Source organism: Arthrobacter sp. AB6 (assembly GCF_031844545.1).
In the GTDB taxonomy this organism is placed as follows: Bacteria; Actinomycetota; Actinomycetes; order Actinomycetales; family Micrococcaceae; genus Arthrobacter.
In genome coordinates this window covers 103,935-124,072 of sequence record NZ_JAUZVL010000009.1, presented here as the reverse complement: position 1 = coordinate 124,072, position 20,138 = coordinate 103,935, and the positions used below count along the sequence as shown (strand labels likewise).

18 protein-coding genes are annotated in these 20,138 nt (G+C 65.9%); 12 read left to right on the top strand and 6 right to left on the bottom strand.

Annotated elements, in window-relative coordinates; all coding sequences use genetic code 11:
- Positions 1-38 precede the first annotated feature (38 nt).
- The 12 genes from Q9R30_RS09835 (at position 39) to Q9R30_RS09780 (ending at position 11,501) form a co-directional block, all read left to right on the top strand.
- Positions 39-755: an HAD hydrolase-like protein gene (locus Q9R30_RS09835; protein WP_104997898.1), complete on the top strand. Its 717-nt coding sequence runs from the start codon at positions 39-41 to the stop codon at positions 753-755.
- On the top strand, positions 742-1,410 hold the full coding sequence (locus Q9R30_RS09830; protein ID WP_104997899.1) for a 1-acyl-sn-glycerol-3-phosphate acyltransferase: 669 nt from the start codon (positions 742-744) through the stop codon (positions 1,408-1,410). Before Q9R30_RS09835 ends, Q9R30_RS09830 begins: the two co-directional genes overlap by 14 nt.
- A gap of 80 nt (positions 1,411-1,490) precedes the next feature.
- A complete protein-coding gene (gene uvrC / locus Q9R30_RS09825; RefSeq protein ID WP_104997900.1) occupies positions 1,491-3,515 on the top strand; it encodes an excinuclease ABC subunit UvrC in 2,025 nt (674 codons plus the stop codon).
- 90 nt (positions 3,516-3,605) lie between these two features.
- Positions 3,606-4,529: an RNase adapter RapZ gene (gene rapZ, locus Q9R30_RS09820; protein ID WP_104997901.1), complete on the top strand. Its 924-nt coding sequence runs from the start codon at positions 3,606-3,608 to the stop codon at positions 4,527-4,529.
- Positions 4,529-5,545, top strand: a complete 1,017-nt coding sequence (gene yvcK, locus Q9R30_RS09815) for a uridine diphosphate-N-acetylglucosamine-binding protein YvcK (RefSeq protein WP_104997902.1) — start codon at positions 4,529-4,531, stop codon at positions 5,543-5,545. The genes rapZ and yvcK overlap by 1 nt, the downstream gene beginning before the upstream one ends.
- Positions 5,546-5,554: 9 nt before the next feature.
- Positions 5,555-6,535 (top strand): DNA-binding protein WhiA, encoded by a 981-nt coding sequence (whiA, locus tag Q9R30_RS09810; protein WP_050055346.1) that lies wholly within the window; start codon positions 5,555-5,557, stop codon positions 6,533-6,535.
- A 100-nt stretch (positions 6,536-6,635) separates the two neighbouring features.
- Complete coding sequence (locus Q9R30_RS09805) at positions 6,636-7,262, top strand: superoxide dismutase (RefSeq protein WP_104999731.1); 627 nt, start codon at positions 6,636-6,638, stop codon at positions 7,260-7,262.
- A gap of 260 nt (positions 7,263-7,522) precedes the next feature.
- Positions 7,523-8,533, top strand: a complete 1,011-nt coding sequence (gene gap / locus Q9R30_RS09800; protein WP_311217459.1) for a type I glyceraldehyde-3-phosphate dehydrogenase — start codon at positions 7,523-7,525, stop codon at positions 8,531-8,533.
- Positions 8,534-8,543: 10 nt separating this feature from the next.
- On the top strand, positions 8,544-9,770 hold the full coding sequence (locus Q9R30_RS09795) for a phosphoglycerate kinase (protein ID WP_104997904.1): 1,227 nt from the start codon (positions 8,544-8,546) through the stop codon (positions 9,768-9,770).
- 106 nt (positions 9,771-9,876) lie between these two features.
- The gene (tpiA, locus tag Q9R30_RS09790; RefSeq protein WP_104997905.1) at positions 9,877-10,692 is read left to right on the top strand and encodes a triose-phosphate isomerase; all 816 of its coding nucleotides are present in this window, start codon (positions 9,877-9,879) and stop codon (positions 10,690-10,692) included.
- Positions 10,693-10,738: 46 nt separating this feature from the next.
- Positions 10,739-10,996 (top strand): preprotein translocase subunit SecG, encoded by a 258-nt coding sequence (secG, locus tag Q9R30_RS09785; protein ID WP_104997906.1) that lies wholly within the window; start codon positions 10,739-10,741, stop codon positions 10,994-10,996.
- 115 nt (positions 10,997-11,111) lie between these two features.
- Positions 11,112-11,501, top strand: coding sequence for an RNA polymerase-binding protein RbpA (locus Q9R30_RS09780; protein WP_104997907.1), 390 nt, complete (start codon positions 11,112-11,114; stop codon positions 11,499-11,501).
- Here the strand turns inward: Q9R30_RS09780 and pgl are convergent.
- Genes pgl through tkt form a run of 6 tightly spaced genes read right to left on the bottom strand, consistent with a single transcriptional unit; the run spans position 11,454 to position 19,686 of the window.
- Positions 11,454-12,272 (bottom strand): 6-phosphogluconolactonase, encoded by an 819-nt coding sequence (gene pgl, locus Q9R30_RS09775; RefSeq protein WP_104997908.1) that lies wholly within the window; start codon positions 12,270-12,272, stop codon positions 11,454-11,456. The two genes, Q9R30_RS09780 and pgl, sit on opposite strands and share 48 nt — an antisense overlap.
- Positions 12,262-13,203 (bottom strand): glucose-6-phosphate dehydrogenase assembly protein OpcA, encoded by a 942-nt coding sequence (locus Q9R30_RS09770; protein WP_104997909.1) that lies wholly within the window; start codon positions 13,201-13,203, stop codon positions 12,262-12,264. Before Q9R30_RS09770 ends, pgl begins: the two co-directional genes overlap by 11 nt.
- Positions 13,200-14,771 carry a glucose-6-phosphate dehydrogenase gene (gene zwf, locus Q9R30_RS09765; protein WP_104997910.1) on the bottom strand — a complete coding sequence of 524 codons (1,572 nt, stop codon included), beginning with the start codon at positions 14,769-14,771 and terminating at the stop codon, positions 13,200-13,202. Before zwf ends, Q9R30_RS09770 begins: the two co-directional genes overlap by 4 nt.
- Positions 14,772-14,785: 14 nt before the next feature.
- Complete coding sequence (locus Q9R30_RS09760; protein WP_311217458.1) at positions 14,786-16,420, bottom strand: glucose-6-phosphate isomerase; 1,635 nt, start codon at positions 16,418-16,420, stop codon at positions 14,786-14,788.
- Positions 16,421-16,426: 6 nt separating this feature from the next.
- Complete coding sequence (gene tal, locus Q9R30_RS09755; protein ID WP_104997912.1) at positions 16,427-17,542, bottom strand: transaldolase; 1,116 nt, start codon at positions 17,540-17,542, stop codon at positions 16,427-16,429.
- 26 nt (positions 17,543-17,568) lie between these two features.
- Complete coding sequence (tkt, locus tag Q9R30_RS09750; protein ID WP_311217471.1) at positions 17,569-19,686, bottom strand: transketolase; 2,118 nt, start codon at positions 19,684-19,686, stop codon at positions 17,569-17,571.
- Positions 19,687-20,138: the final 452 nt, after the last annotated feature.

Below are 20,138 nucleotides of genomic sequence, written 5' to 3'. Positions count from 1 at the left end.
AGTTTCAGGCACGAGTGGTGTCGTGAGAAACTAACCCGGTGACTCAAACAACAGTGCCCGTGATCTTTGACCTGGACGGCACTCTTGTCGATCCGGCCGGTGGAATAACAGACGGAATCTCTTTTGCCCTGAACGCCGTGGGGCTTCCCGTTCCCGGCCAGGACCTGCTCCACGCGATGATCGGCCCGAAACTCAGCGATTCCCTGCTGAATGTGGCAAATGTGCCGGCGGACCTGCTGGACGAGGTCATCCGCCTGTACCGCGAGTACTACGTGGCCACCGGGATCGCGCAAAGCCGGATCTACCCGGGCGTCCGTGAAGTCCTGGAGTCCTATGCGGAAGCCGGGCTCCCGGTGGCTGTTGCCACCCAGAAACCGCAGGGCCTTGCCCGCACGGTGCTGGCACACCATGGAATCGACGTTCTGTTCCACGGCATCCATGGCTCCGCGGATGACGAAAGCGCGGTGCAGGGGGTTCCGCTCGGCAAGACAGAGATCATCGCCGCTGCCTTGAAGGACCTGAACACACGGCATGCGGTGATGGTGGGGGACCGGGCGCAGGATGTTTCGGGTGCCACCGCCAACGGCCTGGACTGCATCGGCGTGGCCTGGGGCTTTGCCCCCGACGGCGAACTCGAAGAGGCCGGTGCGGTGGCCGTCGTGGAAACCGCCGAGGGCCTGGCGGAGCTTATCCGGCGGATGCAGGCCATCCACTCCGCGGCGATGGGGGAGGTGACCAACGATGGCAATGTTTGATGCTGTCCGCTGGACCACCCGCAGCCTGATCTCGGGCACCTGCCGGCCCACCGTCGTCGGCCTTGAAAACGTTCCTGCCGACGGGCCGTTCATTGTGGCCCCGAACCATCTGTCATTCTTCGACAGCGTGATTGTGCAGGCCCTGATGCCCCGCCCCGTTGCCTTTTTCGCGAAGGCCGAATACTTCACAACCGGGGGCGTCAAGGGCAAGGTCATGAAGGCCTTTTTCGAATCCGTGGGTTCCATTCCCGTGGAACGGGGCGAGCAGGCCGCCAGTGTCCAGGCACTCAAGACCCTGCTGGACATCCTGGAATCCGGCAAGGGAATCGGCATCTACCCGGAAGGCACCCGCTCCCGTGACGGCATCCTCTACCGGGGACGCACCGGGGTGGGATGGCTGGCGCTGACCACCGGGGCCCCGGTGATTCCGGTTGGACTTATCGGCACGGAAAACCTCCAGCGCGCCGGTGAGAGCGGGGTACGCCCGCAGCATTTCACCATGAAAGTGGGGGAGCCGCTGTACTTCGACAAGACGGGGCCGGACCATTCGCTGCCGGCCCGGCGGGCAGTGACTGACCGCATCATGGACGCCATTGCCGAGCTCAGCGGCCAGGAACGCTCCACCAGCTACAACCAGAGCAAGGCCACGGAATAACGTCGGATTCCAGCGGGATTTAAGGGCTGCAGGTGCCCCGGGTGGCAAAGGCACCCGGCGCACCTCAGTAGACTGGATAGGTGGCAAATCCAGCAAGTTACCGGCCCAAGACGGGAGAGATTCCCACCAACCCGGGGGTGTACCGCTTCCGTGATGCGCACGGCCGCGTCATCTATGTAGGCAAGGCGAAGAGCCTCCGTTCCCGGCTGAACTCCTACTTTGCCAACCCTGCCGGCCTGCTGCCCAAGACCTATGCCATGGTCCACGCGGCCAGCAGCGTTGAGTGGACGGTGGTGGGCAGCGAACTGGAGTCGCTGCAGCTGGAATACACCTGGATCAAGGAATTCAAGCCGCGGTTCAACGTGGTGTTCCGTGACGATAAGACCTACCCCTACCTGGCCGTCACGATAGGCGAGAAGTATCCCCGAGTCCAAGTGATGCGCGGCGACAAGAGGAAAGGCACCCGCTACTTCGGCCCCTACACGGCAGGCGCCATCCGGGAGACCATGGATACCCTGCTGCGCGTCTTTCCGGTACGCAGCTGCAGCGCCGGAGTGTTCAAGCGCGCCGAGGCCAGCGGCCGGCCCTGCCTCCTGGGCTATATCGATAAATGCTCCGCCCCATGCGTGGGAAGGATCTCCCCGGAAGACCACCAGGCACTGGCAGAGGACTTCTGCGCCTTCATGGGAGGCGAGGCCAAGCGCTTCATCGCGAAGCTGGAAAAGCAGATGGCGGAAGCAGTAGCCGAGCTTGACTACGAGCGCGCTGCCCGGGTCCGCGATGACATCACCGCCCTGCGGAAAGTGTTTGAGCGCAACGCCGTGGTCCTCGCGGAGGACACCGACGCCGATATCTTCGCCCTGCACGAAGACGAACTGGAAGCCGCGGTCCAGGTGTTCCATGTCCGCGGCGGGCGCATCCGCGGCCAGCGTGGCTGGGTGGTTGAAAAGGTGGAGGATTCCACCACCCCGGACCTCGTGGAGCATCTCCTGCAGCAGGTGTACGGCGAGGACGGCGACAGCCATGGCAGGCTGCCGCGGGAGGTCCTGGTCCCCGTGGCCCCCAGCAATACCGAGGAATTGGCGCTGTGGCTGGGCGGGCTGCGGGGGGCAAAGGTTGATATCCGGGTCCCGCAGCGCGGGGACAAGGCCGCGTTGATGTCCACGGTGCGCGAGAATGCCGAGCACGCCCTGAAGCTGCACAAGACCCGGCGCGCCGGGGACCTCACCGTCAGGTCGCAGGCATTGCAGGAACTCCAGGAGGCGCTGGACCTGCCCGTGCCGCTGCTGCGGATCGAGTGCTTCGACGTCTCGCACGTCCAAGGCACCAACGTGGTGGCCTCCATGGTGGTGGTGGAGGACGGGCTGCCCAAGAAATCGGATTACCGGAAGTTTTCCGTCACCGGACCGGCAGCGGCGGACGACACCGCCGCGATGCATGACGTCCTCACCCGCCGGTTCCGCCACTACCTGCAGGACAAGTCTGCGCAGGTGGGTGAGGCTGCCCTGGCCGGCGCCCCAGTGGGGCTCGAAGAGGGGCCTGAACAGGAACAGGAAGCGCAGGCCGGCCTGCTGGATACCACCACGCCTGCACCGCGGGCCAAGTTCGCCTACCCGCCCAACCTGGTGGTGGTGGACGGCGGCAAGCCCCAGGTCAACGCCGCAGCGCGTGCCCTCGCCGATCTCGGCATTGACGATGTCTATGTGGTGGGCCTGGCCAAGCGGCTCGAGGAAGTGTGGCTGCCGGACAGCGACTTCCCGGTCATCCTTCCCAGGACATCCCAGGGGCTGTACCTGCTGCAGCGGATCCGTGACGAAGCCCACCGCTTCGCCATTTCGTTCCACCGGCAAAAGCGGGGGAAGGCCATGACCGTCTCCGCCCTGGACGGTGTGCCGGGGCTGGGTGCCTCCAAGCGGAAAGCCCTGCTGGCCCACTTTGGTTCCGTGAAGGGCGTCAAGGCCGCCTCGGCCGCCGAGCTGTCCCAGGCGAAGGGTATCGGCCCTGCCCTTGCCGTTGCCATCGTGAACCACTTCGCGCCGGACGGACCGGAAGCTGCAGCGGTCCCTGCCATCAACATGACCACCGGCGAAATCATCGAAACTTAGCGGAGTCCCCTGAAACTTGGCTAGGGTAATGAACGGGGTTTCCGCCAACGCGGCAGCCTGCTGGACAACAACAGGAACGGGGCGGACTTAATGGCAGAGACGACGGCGGAATCCGGGGCCGGGGAGGGCGGGCTGCAGCCCGTCAAGCCCCTCGAAGCGGAGCTGCTGGTGGTCACCGGAATGTCCGGAGCCGGGCGGAGCACAGCCGCCGACGCGCTGGAGGACCATGGCTGGTACGTCGTGGAAAACCTTCCGCCGCAGATGCTCGGAACGTTGGCCGACCTTGTGTCCCATGCACCGCAGTCCATTCCCCGGCTGGCGGTGGTCATCGACGTCCGCAGCAAGGGACTGTTCGCCGATATCCGGGCCGCGCTGGGAGCATTGGCCTCCAGCGGGGTGGCTTTCCGGGTGCTCTTCCTGGACGCCAGCGACAACGTCCTGGTCCGGCGGTTCGAACAAGGGCGCCGGCCGCACCCGCTGCAGGCCGGCGGCCGCATCCTCGACGGCATCGCCGCCGAACGGGAGCTGCTCCAGGAACTGCGCGACAGCTCCGACGTCGTCCTGGACACCTCCGGCTATAACGTCCACGGCCTTGCCACCGCCATTACCGAACTCTTCAGTGAAACGGGGCCGGTGGCCCTGCGGCTGAACATCATGAGCTTCGGCTTCAAGTACGGCCTGCCCGTGGACGCCAACTACGTTGCGGACGTCCGGTTCATCCCCAACCCGCACTGGGTGCCCCAGCTGCGCCCGCACACCGGGCTGGACAAGGATGTCAGCGACTACGTGCTGGAGGCGGAAGGAGTCAAGAACTTCGTGGACCGCTATGTCATGGCCTTGGAGCCCGTCCTGGACGGTTACCGCCGCGAGAACAAGCACTACGCCACCATCGCCGTGGGCTGCACGGGCGGAAAGCACCGCTCGGTGGCCGTCGCCGTCGAGCTTTCCAAGAAACTGGCACAGTTCCCCAGAGTCACGGTGACCACCACGCACCGGGATCTGGGCCGGGAGTAATGTCGCTTTTCACCGGGGCCCTGCCGCTGGTTCCGCCCGCCGGGGCAGCGGGCGGCCAGCAGAACAAAGGCCCCAAGGTAGTTGCCCTGGGCGGCGGCCACGGCCTGTCGGCGTCGCTGTCCGCCCTGCGCCTCCTCACCTCTGACCTGACGGCGGTGGTGACGGTAGCGGACGACGGCGGCTCCTCCGGGCGCCTGCGCGAGGAGTACGGGGTCCTGCCGCCGGGCGACCTGCGCATGGCGTTGGCCGCGCTGTGTGACGACACCGACTGGGGACGCACCTGGCGGGACGTCATGCAGCACCGGTTCCGTCCCGGCAAGGGCCCGGGCGGTTCCCTGGACGAACATGCCATGGGCAACCTGCTGATCGTGACCCTCTGGGAACTGCTGGGCGACGCCGTCGCCGGGCTCAAGTGGGCAGGCGCGCTCCTTGGAGCACGCGGCCAGGTCCTGCCCATGTCCACCGTGCCGCTCACTATCGAAGGTGACGTCCGGATCACCGCCCCTGACGGCGGTTCCGCCCTGCGCACCATCCGGGGCCAGGCGCGCTGCGCGGTAGCGGGTTCCCTGGAAGAGGTGCGGCTCCAGCCCGAAGCCGCCCCCGCCTGCGTTGAAGCACTTACTGCGATCGAGCTCGCGGACTGGGTCATCCTGGGCCCGGGCTCCTGGTACACCTCCGTGCTGCCGCACCTCCTCCTGCCCGAGATGCGGGATGCACTGTGCCGGACGCCGGCGAAGCGCTGCCTCACCATGAACCTGGCCACGGACACCAAGGAAACCTCCGGCATGACCGCCGCGGACCACCTTGACGTGCTGCGAAGATACGCCCCCGGGTTCAGCGTGGACGTTGTCCTGGCAGATCCCGCATCCGTCCCTGACCGGCAGGAGTTCGAGAAAGCCGCCGGGATGATCGGCGCCGAGGTGGTCTTGGGTAAAGTAAGGGCGTCGGGCCGCCGTCCCGTCCACGACCCCCTGCGTCTGGCGACGGCGTACCACGACGTTTTTGGGAACAGTTAGGAAGGTGCCATGGCACTGACAGCATCGGTCAAAGAAGAACTGTCCCGTCTGGACATCAAGAAGTCATCAGTACGCAAGGCCGAGGTATCCGCCATGCTCCGCTTCGCGGGCGGGCTGCATATCATCTCCGGCCGGATCGTCATCGAGGCCGAGGTGGATCTCGCGTCCACCGCGCGGCGCCTCCGGGCAGCAATCGCCGAAGTCTATGGCCACCAGAGCGAGATCATCGTCGTTTCTGCCGGGGGACTGCGGCGCGCCAGCCGCTACGTGGTCCGGGTGGTGCGCGACGGCGAGGCGCTGGCCCGCCAGACAGGCCTCCTCGATGGCCGCGGCCGCCCCGTGCGCGGGCTGCCGTCCGCCGTCGTCAACGGCTCAGCCGCCGACGCCGAAGCGGTGTGGCGAGGGGCTTTCCTGGCGCACGGCTCGCTGACCGAGCCGGGGCGCTCATCGTCGCTTGAGGTTACGTGCCCCGGCCCGGAATCGGCGCTGGCCCTCGTGGGCGCGGCGCGCCGGCTGGACATCCAGGCGAAAGCCCGCGAAGTCCGCGGCGTGGACCGGGTGGTCATCCGGGACGGTGACACCATTGCGGCGCTGCTGACCCGCATGGGCGCCCACGACGCCCTGATGGTCTGGGAGGAACGGCGGATGCGCAAGGAGGTGCGTGCCACCGCCAACCGGCTGGCCAACTTCGACGACGCTAACCTCCGGCGCTCTGCCCAGGCAGCCGTAGCAGCAGGGGCGCGCGTGGACCGGGCCCTGGAAATCCTCGGCGACGACGTGCCGGAGCACCTGAAGTACGCCGGGGAACTGCGGGTGGCGCACAAACAGGCCAGCCTGGACGAGCTCGGCCGCCTCGCGGACCCGGTAATGACCAAGGACGCGATTGCCGGGAGGATCCGCCGATTGCTGGCTATGGCGGACAAACGTGCGCTGGACCTGGGCATCCCGGGGACGGACGCCAATGTGACGCCTGAAATGCTGGACGAGTGACAGCCCCATAGAATCAAAAATGATTCCGGGCGCGCGCCGCCCGGATGCACAATCCGAGAGTTACCAACCGGACCGAATGTCCACGATTTTGGAGGATTTTGTGACCGAGTACGTATTGCCCGAACTCAGCTACGACTACGCCGCCCTGGAGCCGCACATTTCCGCGCGGATCATGGAGCTGCACCACAGCAAGCACCATGCGGCCTACGTGGCCGGCGCCAACAACGCACTGGCCCAGCTGGCCGAAGCACGGGAGAAGGGCGACTTCGCCAACATCAACCGGCTCTCCAAGGACCTCGCCTTCCACACCGGCGGCCACATCAACCACTCGGTGTTCTGGAACAACCTCTCCCCGGACGGCGGCGACAAGCCCGAAGGTGAACTCGCGGCGGCCATCGATGACGCGTTCGGCTCGTTCGACGCGTTCCGCGCCCAGTTCTCCGCGGCGGCACTGGGACTGCAGGGGTCCGGCTGGGGTTTCCTCGCCTACGAGCCCATCGGCGGGAACCTGGTCATCGAGCAGCTGTACGACCAGCAGGGCAACGTTGCGCTCGGCACCACCCCGCTGCTGATGCTGGACATGTGGGAGCACGCCTTCTACCTGGACTACGTCAACGTGAAGGCCGACTACGTCAAGGCGTTCTGGAACATCGTGAACTGGGCCGACGTCGCCAAGCGGTTCGAGGCAGCGCGCACCAGCGCCACGGGACTCATCACCGTCCCGTAGAGCGTTCATGCACCACGGTGTAACAAAGTTCACATTTCGGACATATAACGGCCGGGATGTGGACGGTCCGCCCCCGCAGTTGCGGGGGCGGACCCAGTTAAACGTAAGATAGGTCACGGAAGGCGGTTAGCCTTCAGCAATGAGGCTGGTCGCCCTCCGTATGTAAATCATCTCTGCCCAATGGCGTGCGGGATCTGTTAGTTGGCTTGATAGCCCGCTCAACTAGTTGTGCTTCTGAAAGCACCAAGGAGACTGAAAAAGTGACGACCCGTATTGGTATCAACGGCTTTGGCCGTATTGGCCGCAACTACTTCCGTGCAGCACTTGCGCAGGGCGCAGACCTGGAGATCGTTGCAGTCAACGACCTCACCAGCCCCGAGGCACTCGCACACCTCTTCAAGTACGACTCCGTCGGCGGCCGCCTGAAGGAAACCATCGAGGTCAAGGACGGCAACATCGTCGTCAACGGCAACGTCGTCAAGGTCCTCGCCGAGCGCGATCCCGCTAACCTCCCGTGGGGGGAACTGGGCGTTGACATCGTCATCGAGTCCACCGGCTTCTTCACCAAGGCCGCCGCTGCACAGAAGCACATTGATGCAGGCGCCAAGAAGGTCCTGATCTCCGCCCCGGCGTCCGACGAGGACATCACCATTGTGATGGGCGTAAACCACGGCCTGTACGACAATGCGACGCACCACATCATCTCCAACGCTTCATGCACCACCAACTGCCTCGGCCCGCTGGCGAAGGTCATCAACGACGAGTTCGGCATCGAGCGCGGCCTCATGACCACCGTGCACGCCTACACCGCGGACCAGAACCTCCAGGACGGCCCGCACAACGACCTGCGCCGTGCGCGCGCCGCGGCCATCAACATGGTGCCGACGTCCACCGGTGCAGCCAAGGCCATCGGCCTGGTGCTGCCCGAGCTCAAGGGCAAGCTGGACGGCTACGCCATCCGCGTCCCGGTCCCCACCGGTTCAGCCACCGACCTCACGGTCACGGTCTCCCGCGAGACCACCGTGGAGGAAGTCAACGCCGCCCTCAAGCGGGCCGCCGAGTCCGAGGAACTGCAGGGCTTCCTCACCTACACGGATGAGCCGATCGTTTCTTCCGACATCGTTGGCGACCCCGCCTCCTCCATCTTCGACTCCGGCCTGACCAAGGTAATTGGCAACCAGGTCAAGGTTGTTTCCTGGTATGACAACGAATGGGGCTACTCAAACCGCCTCGTAGACCTCACGGAGCTTGTGGCAGCCAAGCTGGGCTAGGGTTAGACACATGACATCTCACACCCTCAACGAACTTCTCGCTGAAGGTGTCCGCGGGCGGTACATTCTGGTTCGAAGTGACCTGAATGTGCCGCTCGACGGCTCTACAGTCACTGACGACGGCCGCATCAAGGCCTCCCTGCCAGTGCTGTCAAAGCTCACGGACGCCGGTGCCCGCGTGCTGGTAACAGCCCACCTCGGACGCCCCAAGGGCGCACCTGAGGAAAAGTACTCCCTTCGGCCCGCAGTAGCCCGCCTGGCTGAGCTGGCCGGGTTCAAGGCCACCCTTGCCGCCGACATTGTCGGCAGTGCCGCCAAGGAAGCAGCAGCATCCCTGCAGGACGGCGAAGTGCTCGTCCTGGAGAACGTGCGCTTCGATGCCCGCGAAACCAGCAAGGACGACGCCGAGCGCGGCGCCTTCGCGGATGAACTGGTCGCCCTGACGGGCGGCAACGGCGCCTACGTGGACGATGCCTTCGGAGCGGTCCACCGCAAGCACGCCAGTGTTTACGACGTCGCCACCCGCCTTCCGTCCTACCTTGGCGACCTCGTGCACACCGAGGTGGAGGTCCTGCGCAAGCTGACGGCGGACACCCAGCGCCCCTATGTGGTGGTCCTCGGCGGCTCCAAGGTCTCCGACAAGCTGGCAGTCATCGACAACCTGCTGGGCAAGGCCGACACCATCCTGGTGGGCGGCGGGATGCTGTTCACCTTCCTCGCCGCGGCCGGGCACAAGGTCGCCTCCAGCCTGCTCGAGGAAGACCAGATCCCGGTGGTCCAGGACTACCTCAAGCGCGCTGCCGGTGCCGGCACTGAATTCGTGGTGCCCACGGACGTCGTGGTGGCGGAGAAGTTCGCTGCCGATGCCGCACACGAGACCGTCCCTGCGGACAACATCGAAGGCAGCAGCTTCGGGGCCCAGGGCATCGGCCTGGACATCGGGCCGGAGTCCGCGGCAGCATTCGCCGAGCGAATCAAGGGTGCAAAGACGGTCTTCTGGAACGGTCCGATGGGGGTCTTTGAATTCGAAGCCTTCTCCGCCGGGACACGCGCCATCGCACAGGCCCTGACCGAGACCGAAGCGTTCACCGTGGTGGGCGGCGGGGACTCTGCTGCGGCCGTACGCACGCTTGGCTTCGCTGACGACCAGTTCGGACACATCTCCACTGGTGGAGGCGCAAGCCTGGAATACCTCGAAGGCAAGGAACTCCCGGGACTCAGCGTCCTCGACCGCTAACGCCTTTCCGGCAGCAGTACCTGACCCTTCAAGTCCCTCCGGCCGGCAGGTTGCCCCGCGGCAACCTGCCGGCCGTACACATATCAAGAACTTTTTTGGAGAATACGTGACTACGTCAACGAACGGCGCTTTCGACCGCAAGCCCTTCATCGCGGGCAACTGGAAAATGAATATGGACCACGTGCAGGGCATCACCCTCCTGCAGAAGCTCGCATGGACCCTCTCGGACGCCAAGCACGACTACAGCCGGGTTGAAGTTGCTGTTTTTCCCCCCTTCACGGATCTCCGCGGCGTCCAGACCCTAGTCCAGGGCGACGACCTGGACATTGCCTACGGCGGACAGGACCTCTCCCAGTTCGACTCGGGAGCGTACACCGGTGACATCTCGGGCCAGTTCCTCAACAAGCTGGGCTGCAAGTACGTCCTGGTGGGCCACAGTGAGCGCCGCACCATCCACAACGAATCCGACGACGTCCTCAACGCCAAGGTCAAGGCGGCCTTCAAGCACGCCATCACGCCCGTGCTCTGCGTCGGTGAAGGCCTCGAGATCCGCCAGGCCGGTACCCACGTCAGCCACACCCTGGCGCAGCTTCGGGCCGGCGTGGACGGACTTAGCGGCGAACAGGCGGCCGAACTGGTCGTCGCCTACGAACCTGTGTGGGCTATCGGTACCGGCGAAGTAGCCGGACCTGAAGACGCGCAGGAGATGTGCGCCGCCATCCGCGCTGAGCTCGAGACGCTGTTCGGCGCCGATGTTGCAGCCAGGACACGGCTCCTCTACGGCGGTTCGGTGAAGGCCAACAATGCCGCCGCAATCCTCAAGGAACGCGACGTGGACGGCCTGCTGGTCGGCGGGGCAAGCTTGGATCCTGCCGAGTTTGCTAATATTGTCAGGTTCGAGAGTCACTTGGTGACGGACTAGTCCGTCCGCTCAACTCCCGCAATCCCCAACTTCCCGAAAGGCCGTCGTGGACGTTCTTCATGTCATTCTGCAGATCCTCCTGGGCATCACCAGCCTCCTGCTGACGCTGCTCATCCTCCTCCACAAGGGCAGGGGCGGCGGGATGTCGGACATGTTCGGAGGCGGCATGAGCTCAGGCCTCAGCTCGTCGGGTGTCGCCGAACGCAACCTGAACAGGTTCACGGTGGTGCTTGGGGTGACGTGGGGCATCGTCATCATCGCGCTGGGACTGATCATGCGGTTCAGCGGCGGCGGAGACTCCTGATTACCTGATTCGCGGAAAGTGCCGTGGCGGAGACTGCCGCCGCACAGGTCTGCCAACTAAACTGTGGCTGTCGGTTCCCGACAGCCACAGTTCTGTTTAACAGGCAGGAGTCCCGATGATTCATCCGTCGTCAGGCTTCCGAGGCACCCGCGCGGGCGTCACGGAAGGAACGGGTTTCAGCTTCGAGTCAGAGGACCATGGGAAGCCGCTGCCGCGCGTCCGGGTCTCATACTGGTGCGCGAAGGGCCACGAAACTACCCCGGTATTCCTTAAACTCCCCGAGGACCAGATCCCGCTGGCCTGGGATTGCCGGACGTGCGGCGGCCCGGCATCGCGGGATGGCCAGGCAGCAGCCGCCGACGCCTTGGACGACGGCTATAAAAGCCACCTTGAGTACGTTAAAGAGCGGCGCTCCGACCAGGACGCCGAAGATGTCCTGGCCGGAGCGCTGGAAAGACTACGCGCCCGCGGCGTCCTTCCGGACCAGCTGCTGGGGGACACGTGAGGCCGCGTTTTCGTCGATAAGCCACAGGGTCCGGGACGTGCCCCGTGGTCCTGCGGCCGGGACCTGGACGGGATTGGCGCCTGCCAGTGCCAGACCCACGGCGCCGGCCTTGTCCTCGCCTGCCACCACCATCCACACCTCGGAGGCGGTATTGATGGCCGGCAGCGTCAGGGATACCCGCAGGGGCGGCGGTTTTGGCGAGTTCCTGACCCCCACCACAGTGCGTTCCTTCTCACGGATGCCGGCCTGCTCCGGGAACAGCGACGCGACGTGCGCATCCGGACCGACTCCCAGCAGGACGACGTCCAGGCGCGGCAGCGCGGACGGCTCCTCCGGCCGGTCGTCGGACATGTCGGCAGCGTGCTCGGCGGCTGCTGCTTCCCGTAACCGCCGGGCATAATCCTCGGCGGCTTCTTCCGGAGTGCCGAAGTCATCCGCGGAACCCGGTTCGTGGATCCGTTCAGGGTCCACGGGGATATGCGACAGCAGGGCCTCGGATGCCTGCTTCGTATTCCGGTCCGGGTCCCCGGCGGGGAGGAACCGCTCGTCGCCCCACCAGAAATTCACCTTTGACCAATCGACCGCCGGCGCGGCCGGGGAGTCCGCAACTGCCTTTAGCGTGCCGATACCCACGGTTCCCCCGGTCAGCACCACGGTGGCCTCGCCGAACTTGTCCTGCACATCAACAAGCTTGGTGATCAGGCGGGCCGCGATGGCGGCCATCAGGACGGACGAATCAGGATGGATGCTTACTCTTGGGTCAACGCTCACTGGGTCGGACGCTCCTTAGATTGGTACGTGGCAGTCCCATAGTAATCACTTCCCCAAACACCTCGTCCGGGTCCAAACGCCGCAGTTCCTCGGCAAGGCAGTCCCGCAGGCTGCGCCGGGGCAGCGAAATGCGCTGGGCGGGCTGGCCGGGCTGCGTCAGTTCGGCGACGGACAGGCCAGGCCGGAAGAGCTGGATGTCACCACCGGGCCGGGAGAGCCGGACCCGGCGGATGCCCGTACCTGCCGGGTCAGCGACGATGGTCACGGGCGCGTCCAGGGTAAGGGTCAGCCAGGCTGCCAGCAGGATGGTGCTCGGGGAGTCCGAGGCCCCTTCGACCGCGACGGCCGTGACGGGGGAGGAGTCCACCTGGTCCAGGACGGCCGCGAGCTGGATCCGCCAGTTGGTCAGGCGCGTCCAGGCGAGGTCCGTATCTCCTGCCTTGTAGGTGGACCGGATGTTCTCCAGCGCGCGCTGTGGATCCGGCTCATTCGCGGAGTCGGTGATCCGGCGGTGGGCGATTCTCCCGATGGAGGTTTCGCACGCGTTTTTCGGCGCGCCGTGCGGCCACCAGGCCACGATCGGTGCGTCCGGGAGCAGCAGCGCGGCTACCAGGGATTCGCTTTCGTGCGCGAGCTCGCCGTAGCCGCGCAGCACGATCACCTCGGATGCGCCGGCGTCACCGCCGACCCGGATCTGGGCGTCCAGGCGGTCCGGTGCCGAAGCACCGGCGTCGGCCAGGACGATGATCCGGCAAGGGTGCTCGCGGCTGGCCTCGTTGGCGGCCTCGATTGCTTCTTCCTCAAGCCCGGACTTGGTGACCACCACGAGGGTGAGCACCCGGCCAAGGGCAATCACGCCGCCCTGCTCGCGCAGGGACATGATCTTCTTGGACACAGCGGAGGTTGTGGTGTCCGGCAGGTCTACGATCATGGCCTTCTCCAGGTTCGTCCGTCACGGGCCAGCAGCTCGTCAGCCGAGGCGGGGCCCCAGCTGCCCGGGGCGTAGGGTTGGGGCTGTTCGTCCAGGGTGGCCCAGTATTCCTCGAACGGGTCGAGGATCTTCCAGGACAGCTCCACTTCCTCATGCCGCGGGAAGAGCGGCGGCTCGCCCAGGAGCACGTCCAGGATCAGCCGCTCGTAGGCCTCCGGGCTGGATTCGGTGAAGGAGTGGCCGTAGCCGAAGTCCATGGTCACGTCCCGGACTTCCATCTGGGTGCCGGGGACCTTGGAGCCGAACCGGATGGTCACGCCTTCGTCGGGCTGGACGCGGATCACCACGGCGTTCTGGCCGAAGTCGTCCTCGGCGTGGTCGCGGAACAGCAGGTTGGGCGCACGCTTGAACACAACGGCGATTTCGGTGACGCGGCGGCCAAGGCGCTTTCCGGCGCGGAGGTAGAACGGGACGCCGGACCACCGGCGGGTGTGGATGTCCACCCGGATCGCGGCGAAGGTCTCCGTGGTGGAGTCCGCGGGGATGCCCTCTTCCTCCAGGTAGCCCTGGACTTGTTCGCCGCCCTGCCACCCGCCGGTGAACTGGCCGCGCGCTGAATGCGTGGACAGATCCTCCGGGAGCTTGACGGCGGCAAGGACCTTTTCCTTCTCGGCGCGCAGGTCATCGGCGTTGAAGGAGATGGGCTCCTCCATCGCGGTCAGCGCCAGCAGCTGCAGCAGGTGGTTCTGGATCACATCGCGGGCCGCGCCCACGCCGTCGTAATATCCCGCCCGGCCCCCGGTGCCGATGTCCTCGGCCATGGTGATCTGGACGTGGTCCACATAGTTCGCGTTCCACAACGGCTCGAACAGCTGGTTCGCGAAGCGAAGCGCCAGGATGTTCTGGACCGTCTCCTTGCCCAGGTAGTGGTCGATCCGGAACACCGCGTCCGGCGGGAACACCGATTCCACGATGTCGTTCAGCTGCCGGGCCGACTCGAGGTCGTGCCCGAACGGCTTCTCAATCACCACACGGCGCCACTTGTCACCGTCAGCCTGCGCCAGGCCGTGCTTGGACAGCTGCCGGCATACCTGCTCGAAGGCCTTGGGCGGGATCGAGAGGTAGAAAGCGTGGTTGCCGCGGGTACCGCGCAGCTCATCAAGCTCATCGATGACTTCACCCAGCCGCTCGAAGGCGTCGTCGTCGTCGAACTCTCCCTGGACAAAGCGGATGCCCTCGGAAAGCTGGTTCCAGACGGCCTCGTCGAAGGGGGTGCGCGCATAGGACTGCACGGAAGCCTTGACCTGACCGGCGAAATCCTCATCAGTCCATTCCCGGCGTCCGAAACCCACCAACGCGAAGCTGGGCGGCAACAGCCCGCGGTTGGCGAGGTCGTACACGGCCGGCATGAGCTTTTTGCGGGCGAGGTCACCGGTCACTCCGAAGAGCACCAGTGATGACGGACCGGCGATCCGGTTCAGGCGGCGGTCACGCGGGTCGCGGAGCGGGTTCCGCAGCGTTCTCCCGGAACGCGTCCCCGGCGTCCTGCCGTATTCAGTTTCTGGCATGTTGCTTCTGTGCCTTAGCTTTCGGTAACGGAGGCTGACCTGGCGGACAGCGCAGCAATGATGTCCTGCAACTGTGCCACACCGGCGGCACGGTCGGTCAGGTGCAGGCGCAGCACGGGCCGGCCGTGCCCTTCGAGGACCTGCGCGTCGCCCGCGGCCTGGGCGGCGATGAGTTCCCCGAAGGTGAAGGGGCGCTCCGGGATGGCGACGTCTTCCGCCGAAGCAGCTGTGACCTGGAGGAACACCCCGATGGCCGGTCCGCCCTTGTGGAACTGCCCGGTGGAGTGCAGGAAGCGCGGTCCCCAGCCGAATGTCACGGGCCGGCCGGTGACGGCTGCAAGCTCGTCGCGGACACCTTCGAGCTGCGAGAACGCAAGGCGGTCGAAGTAGGCCTGGACGCTGAGGTAGCTGTCCGGCCGGAGGGTATCCAGCAGTGCGCGCACTGCCTCTTCGGCCGTTGCCGCGCTGCCGAGCCAGTCTCCGCCGCGGACCTCGATGGCGCCGTCAACGAAAGCCGCCGGCGTGGGCTCGGGCTGTGCGTCCAGCAGGCCGCGCGCTGCCACCTTGGCGGCCTCGACGTCAGGCTGGTCGAACGGGTTGATGCCCAGCAGGCGGCCGGCCACGGCAGTGGCGAACTCCCACACCATCATCTGGGTGGGAAGTCCGCCGGCGATGGCCACTTCATTCTCCCCGAGTTCGACATCGGCATCGGCGGCCACCAGCCGTACCACCAGAACGTCGTCGGCGCCGGAGGTCACCTCGGGCGAGTCAGGGCGGGCCACTACGGGCAGGACGCCTGTGCCGAGCTTGCCTGTGGACTCGGCGATGAGCTGCTCGGCCCAGTCCGCGAAGCCAACAATCCCGGAGCCGTCCTCGGCGATGACAACCTTGTTGCGCAGCGGGCTGGTTCCGCCCAGCGCGGTTCCGAGAGCCAGCCCGATGTTCTCAGGAGCATCCTCGTTCAGGATTTCCGCTGCTTCCTCGGCCTCGTCCAGGAACGCCTGGATGTCCACTCCGGCCAGGCCCGAAGGCACCAGTCCGAAGGCGGTCAGGGCGGAGAAGCGGCCGCCGACATTGGGGTCGGCGTTGAAGACGGCGCGGTACCCGGCTTCGCGGGATGCCTTGTCCAGCGGCGAGTCCGGGTCCGTGACGATGATGATCCGGCTGGCGGCATCGATGCCGGCGTCGTTAAACGCCTTTTCGAAGACCCTCCGCTGGGAGTCGGTTTCAACGGTCGAGCCGGACTTGGAGGAAACCACAATGGCGGTTTCCGCCAGCCGGTCCGCCAGGGCAGCACGGACCTGGTCCGGGTCCGTGCTGTCCAGCACAGTCAGCCCGACGCCGGCGGTACCGGCGATGACCTCCGGAGCCAGCGAGGATCCGCCCATGCCGCAAAGCACGATGCGGGTCACGCCCTCGGACCGGAGGGCGTCCCGGAGTTCGAGGATCTCCTTGACCAGCGGCTGCGAGACGGTGGCCGCCTCCACCCAGCCGAGGCGGATGGCGGACTCTGCCTCGGCGTCGGGACCCCACAGTGTGTGGTCCTTCGCGAAGATCCGGGTGGCGATCCGGTCCTCCACCAGGGCGGGAAGGTGCTGTTCGAGTGCCTGCTGCGCGGCACCGCTGGCTTCGTAGCTGAGTGTGCTCATGGTGGGTTAGGAAGCCTTCCGTGCAGAGGCGAGGGCGCCCTCGACGTCGCCGAGCAGTTCCTTCCAGCTGGCCACGAACTTGTCCAGGCCTTCGGATTCAAGGATTGCGACGACGTCGTTGTAGGAGATGCCGAGCTTTTCGAGGGCATCGAGGGTGGCGTTAGCCTCGCCGTAGGTGCCGGTCACGGTGTCCCCGGTGACCACACCGTGGTCGAAAGTGGCGTCCAGCGTCTTCTCGGGCATGGTGTTCACGACGCCCGGGGCCACGAGTTCGGTGACGTACAGGGTGTCCGGGTAGGCCGGATCCTTGACGCCGGTGGAGGCCCACAGGGGGCGCTGGGGGAGTGCGCCGGCTTCGGCCAGCAGGGCCCAGCGTTCGGTGGCGAAGAGTTCCTCGTAGACCTGGTAGGCCAGGCGGGCGTTGGCCAGGCCGGCCTTGCCCTTGAGCGCTTTGGCTTCGTCGGTGCCCAGGGCGTCGAGGCGCTTGTCGATCTCGGAGTCCACGCGGGAAACGAAGAACGAAGCGACGGAGTGGATCTTGGAGAGGTCGTGGCCGTTTTCCTTTGCCTGCTCCAGGCCGGACTGGAAGGCGTTGATGACTGCGCGGTAGCGCTCGAGCGAGAAGATCAGGGTCACGTTGACGCTGATGCCCTCGGCCAGGGTGGCGGTGATCGCTTCCAGGCCCTCGAGGGTGGCCGGGATCTTGATGAGGACGTTGTCCTTGTTAACGCGCTTGTACAGGTGCTTGGCTTCCGCGATGGTGCCTGCCGTGTCCCAGGCCAGCCGCGGGTCAACCTCGATGGACACCCGTCCGTCGACTCCCTTGGTGGCTGCCGCGACCGGTGCGAACAGGTCGCAGGCGTCGGCGACGTCGGTGGTGGTGATCTCGAAAATGGTGTCCTCGACGCTGGCGCCGGCTGCTGCCTGCTTCGCGATGGTGGCGTCGTAGTCCGTGCCGGCGGTGATGGCTGCGTGGAAGATTGACGGGTTGGTGGTTACGCCAACCACGTTCTTCTCTTCGATGAGCTTGGCCAGGGTGCCGGTTTCCAGGCGCCCGCGGGAAAGGTCGTCAAGCCAGATGGAGACTCCGGCGTCGGAGAGCTGCTGGGTGGGAGTGGTCATGGTGTTTATCTCCTCGAAAATTGGGGTTATGCCTGGAGGCTGGCGAGGGAGTCCTTGGCGGCCGCGGCAACTGCTGCCGCGGTGATGCCGAACTCCTGGAAGAGGCGCTTGTAGTCTGCGGAAGCGCCGTAGTGCTCGAGGCTGATGGAACGGCCGGCGTCGCCGACGAATTCTTTCCAGCCCAGGGCCAGTCCTGCTTCAACGGACACGCGTGCCTTCACGGCGGCGGGCAGGACGGATTCGCGGTAGGCGGCGTCCTGTTTGTTGAACCATTCAACGCAGGGCATGGAGACGACGCGCGCGGCGATGCCCTCGGCCTGCAGGGCTTCGCGGGCCTGTACGGCCAGCTGGACCTCGGAGCCGGTGGCGATGAGGATGACGTCGGCCGGAACGGTGGCGCCGTCCTTGGCGGCCTCGGCCAGGACGTATCCGCCCTTCGCGACGCCCGCAACGGAACCGAACGTGTCGCCGTCGGCCTCGCCTTCGCCGCGCTCCCAGGTGGGGATGTTTTGGCGGGTCAGCACGATGCCGGCAGGGTTGCTGTGGTTCTCCAGCATGGTCTTCCACGCAACGGCGACTTCATTGGCGTCACCGGGACGGACAACGTCCAGCCCAACGATGGCGCGCAGCGAGGCCAGCTGCTCCACCGGCTGGTGCGTGGGTCCGTCTTCGCCCAGTCCGATGGAGTCGTGCGTCCAGACGTACAGGGACGGGACACCCATCAGTGCGCCGAGGCGGATGGCCGGACGCTGGTAGTCGCTGAAGATCAGGAACGTTCCGGAGAACGCACGCGTGCGGCCGTGCAGGCTGATGCCGTTCACGATCGATGCGGCGGCGTGCTCGCGGATGCCGAAGTGCAGGACCCGGCCGTACGGGTTGCCGGACCACGCGTCAGTCTGCTTGGAGGCGGGAACGAACGACGGCGAGCCCTCAATGGTGGTGTTGTTCGACTCCGCGAGGTCGGCCGAGCCGCCCCACAGTTCCGGCAGGACCGGGCCCAGGGCATTCAGGACCTTGCCCGAGGCGGCGCGGGTGGAGACGTCCTTGCCGGCAGGGAACACCGGAAGCGCTGAGTCAAGGCCTTCGGGAAGTTCCTTGGCTTCGATGCGCTGCAGCAGGGCGGCGCCTTCGGGGTTGGCGGCCTGCCAGGCGTTGAAGGACTCCTCCCACTCCTTGCGGGCAGCGGCGCCGCGGTCGACGACGGCGCGGGCGTGGGCAAGGACGTCCTGGTCGACGTCGAAGGACTTGGCCGGGTCAAAGCCCAGGACTTCCTTCAGGGCCGCGACTTCTTCGGACCCCAGGGCGGAACCGTGGATCTTTCCGGTGTTCTGCTTCTTGGGTGCGGGGTAGCCGATGATGGTGCGCAGGGAGACGATCGAGGGCTTGGACGTCTCGGCCTTGGCAGCGAGGAGTGCGGAGTACAGCTCCTGCACGTCCTCCTTGTATTCGCCGGTCTTGGTCCAGTCCACGCGCTGGACATGCCAGCCGTAGGCCTCGTAGCGCTTCAGGACATCCTCGGTGAAGGCGATGTCGGTATCGTCCTCAATGGAGATGTGGTTCTCATCGTAGACAACAACGAGGTTGCCGAGCTCCTGGTGGCCGGCCAGCGAGGAAGCCTCGGCCGTGACGCCTTCCTGCAGGTCGCCGTCGGAGGCGATGACCCAGATGGTGTGGTCGAACGGGCTCTCGCCGGCGGGAGCGTCGGCGTCGAACAGTCCGCGCTGGCGGCGCTGGGAGTAGGCGAACCCGACGGAGGACGCCAGGCCCTGGCCCAGCGGGCCGGTGGTGATCTCGACGCCTGCGGTGTGCTTGTACTCAGGGTGGCCGGGGGTCAGTGAGCCCCAGGTGCGCAGTGCCTGCAGGTCCTTCAGTTCCAGGCCGTAGCCGGAAAGGAACAACTGGATGTAGAGGGTGAGCGAGGTGTGGCCGGGGGAGAGGATGAAGCGGTCACGGCCCAGCCAGTCAGGGTTGCGGGGATCATGGCGCATCAGCTTCTGGAAAAGAAGGTATGCGGCCGGCGCGAGGCTCATGGCCGTTCCGGGGTGGCCGTTGCCCACCTTCTCCACCGCGTCGGCGGCCAGCACGCGGATGGTGTCCACCGCGCGCTGGTCCAGGCTGGTCCAAGACAGTTCTTGCTCTTCCAAATGTGGCACGAAAACCGGGCCCCTCTCTGTGCTGATGGCAGGCGGCACACGGGATCCGTACAAAGGCACGCTGTGTGGCGCCCGCTCGGTGTGTACCAGCCGTTCACCATCGAAACGTTGATCTTTTCACTCAGCCACTGGCCAGTCGGGGAATGCGTTTTCCACTGCTTCCTTGCTGCGTGCTGATCTTGTGACAGCTTAGCTCTATTCCACCCTTTGGGCGGCGTAAATCTCACGTTGTGGACGCAATTTCCGCTTATATGAATGCGTCTGAAGTGAGGTTGAGTTAATCTGCTCGAATCGGTGCGCGAGCAATCACCAGCACCAAATGGAGGGCCGTTGGGAGCGGGCCGGCGCGGTATGATATTCGGAGGCCAGCGCCGGGTCGGGGAATAATTCCAGCCGCCCGCACTCCCGGCTGTTGCGTGGATCACTGTTCCGCGGGCGCCCGG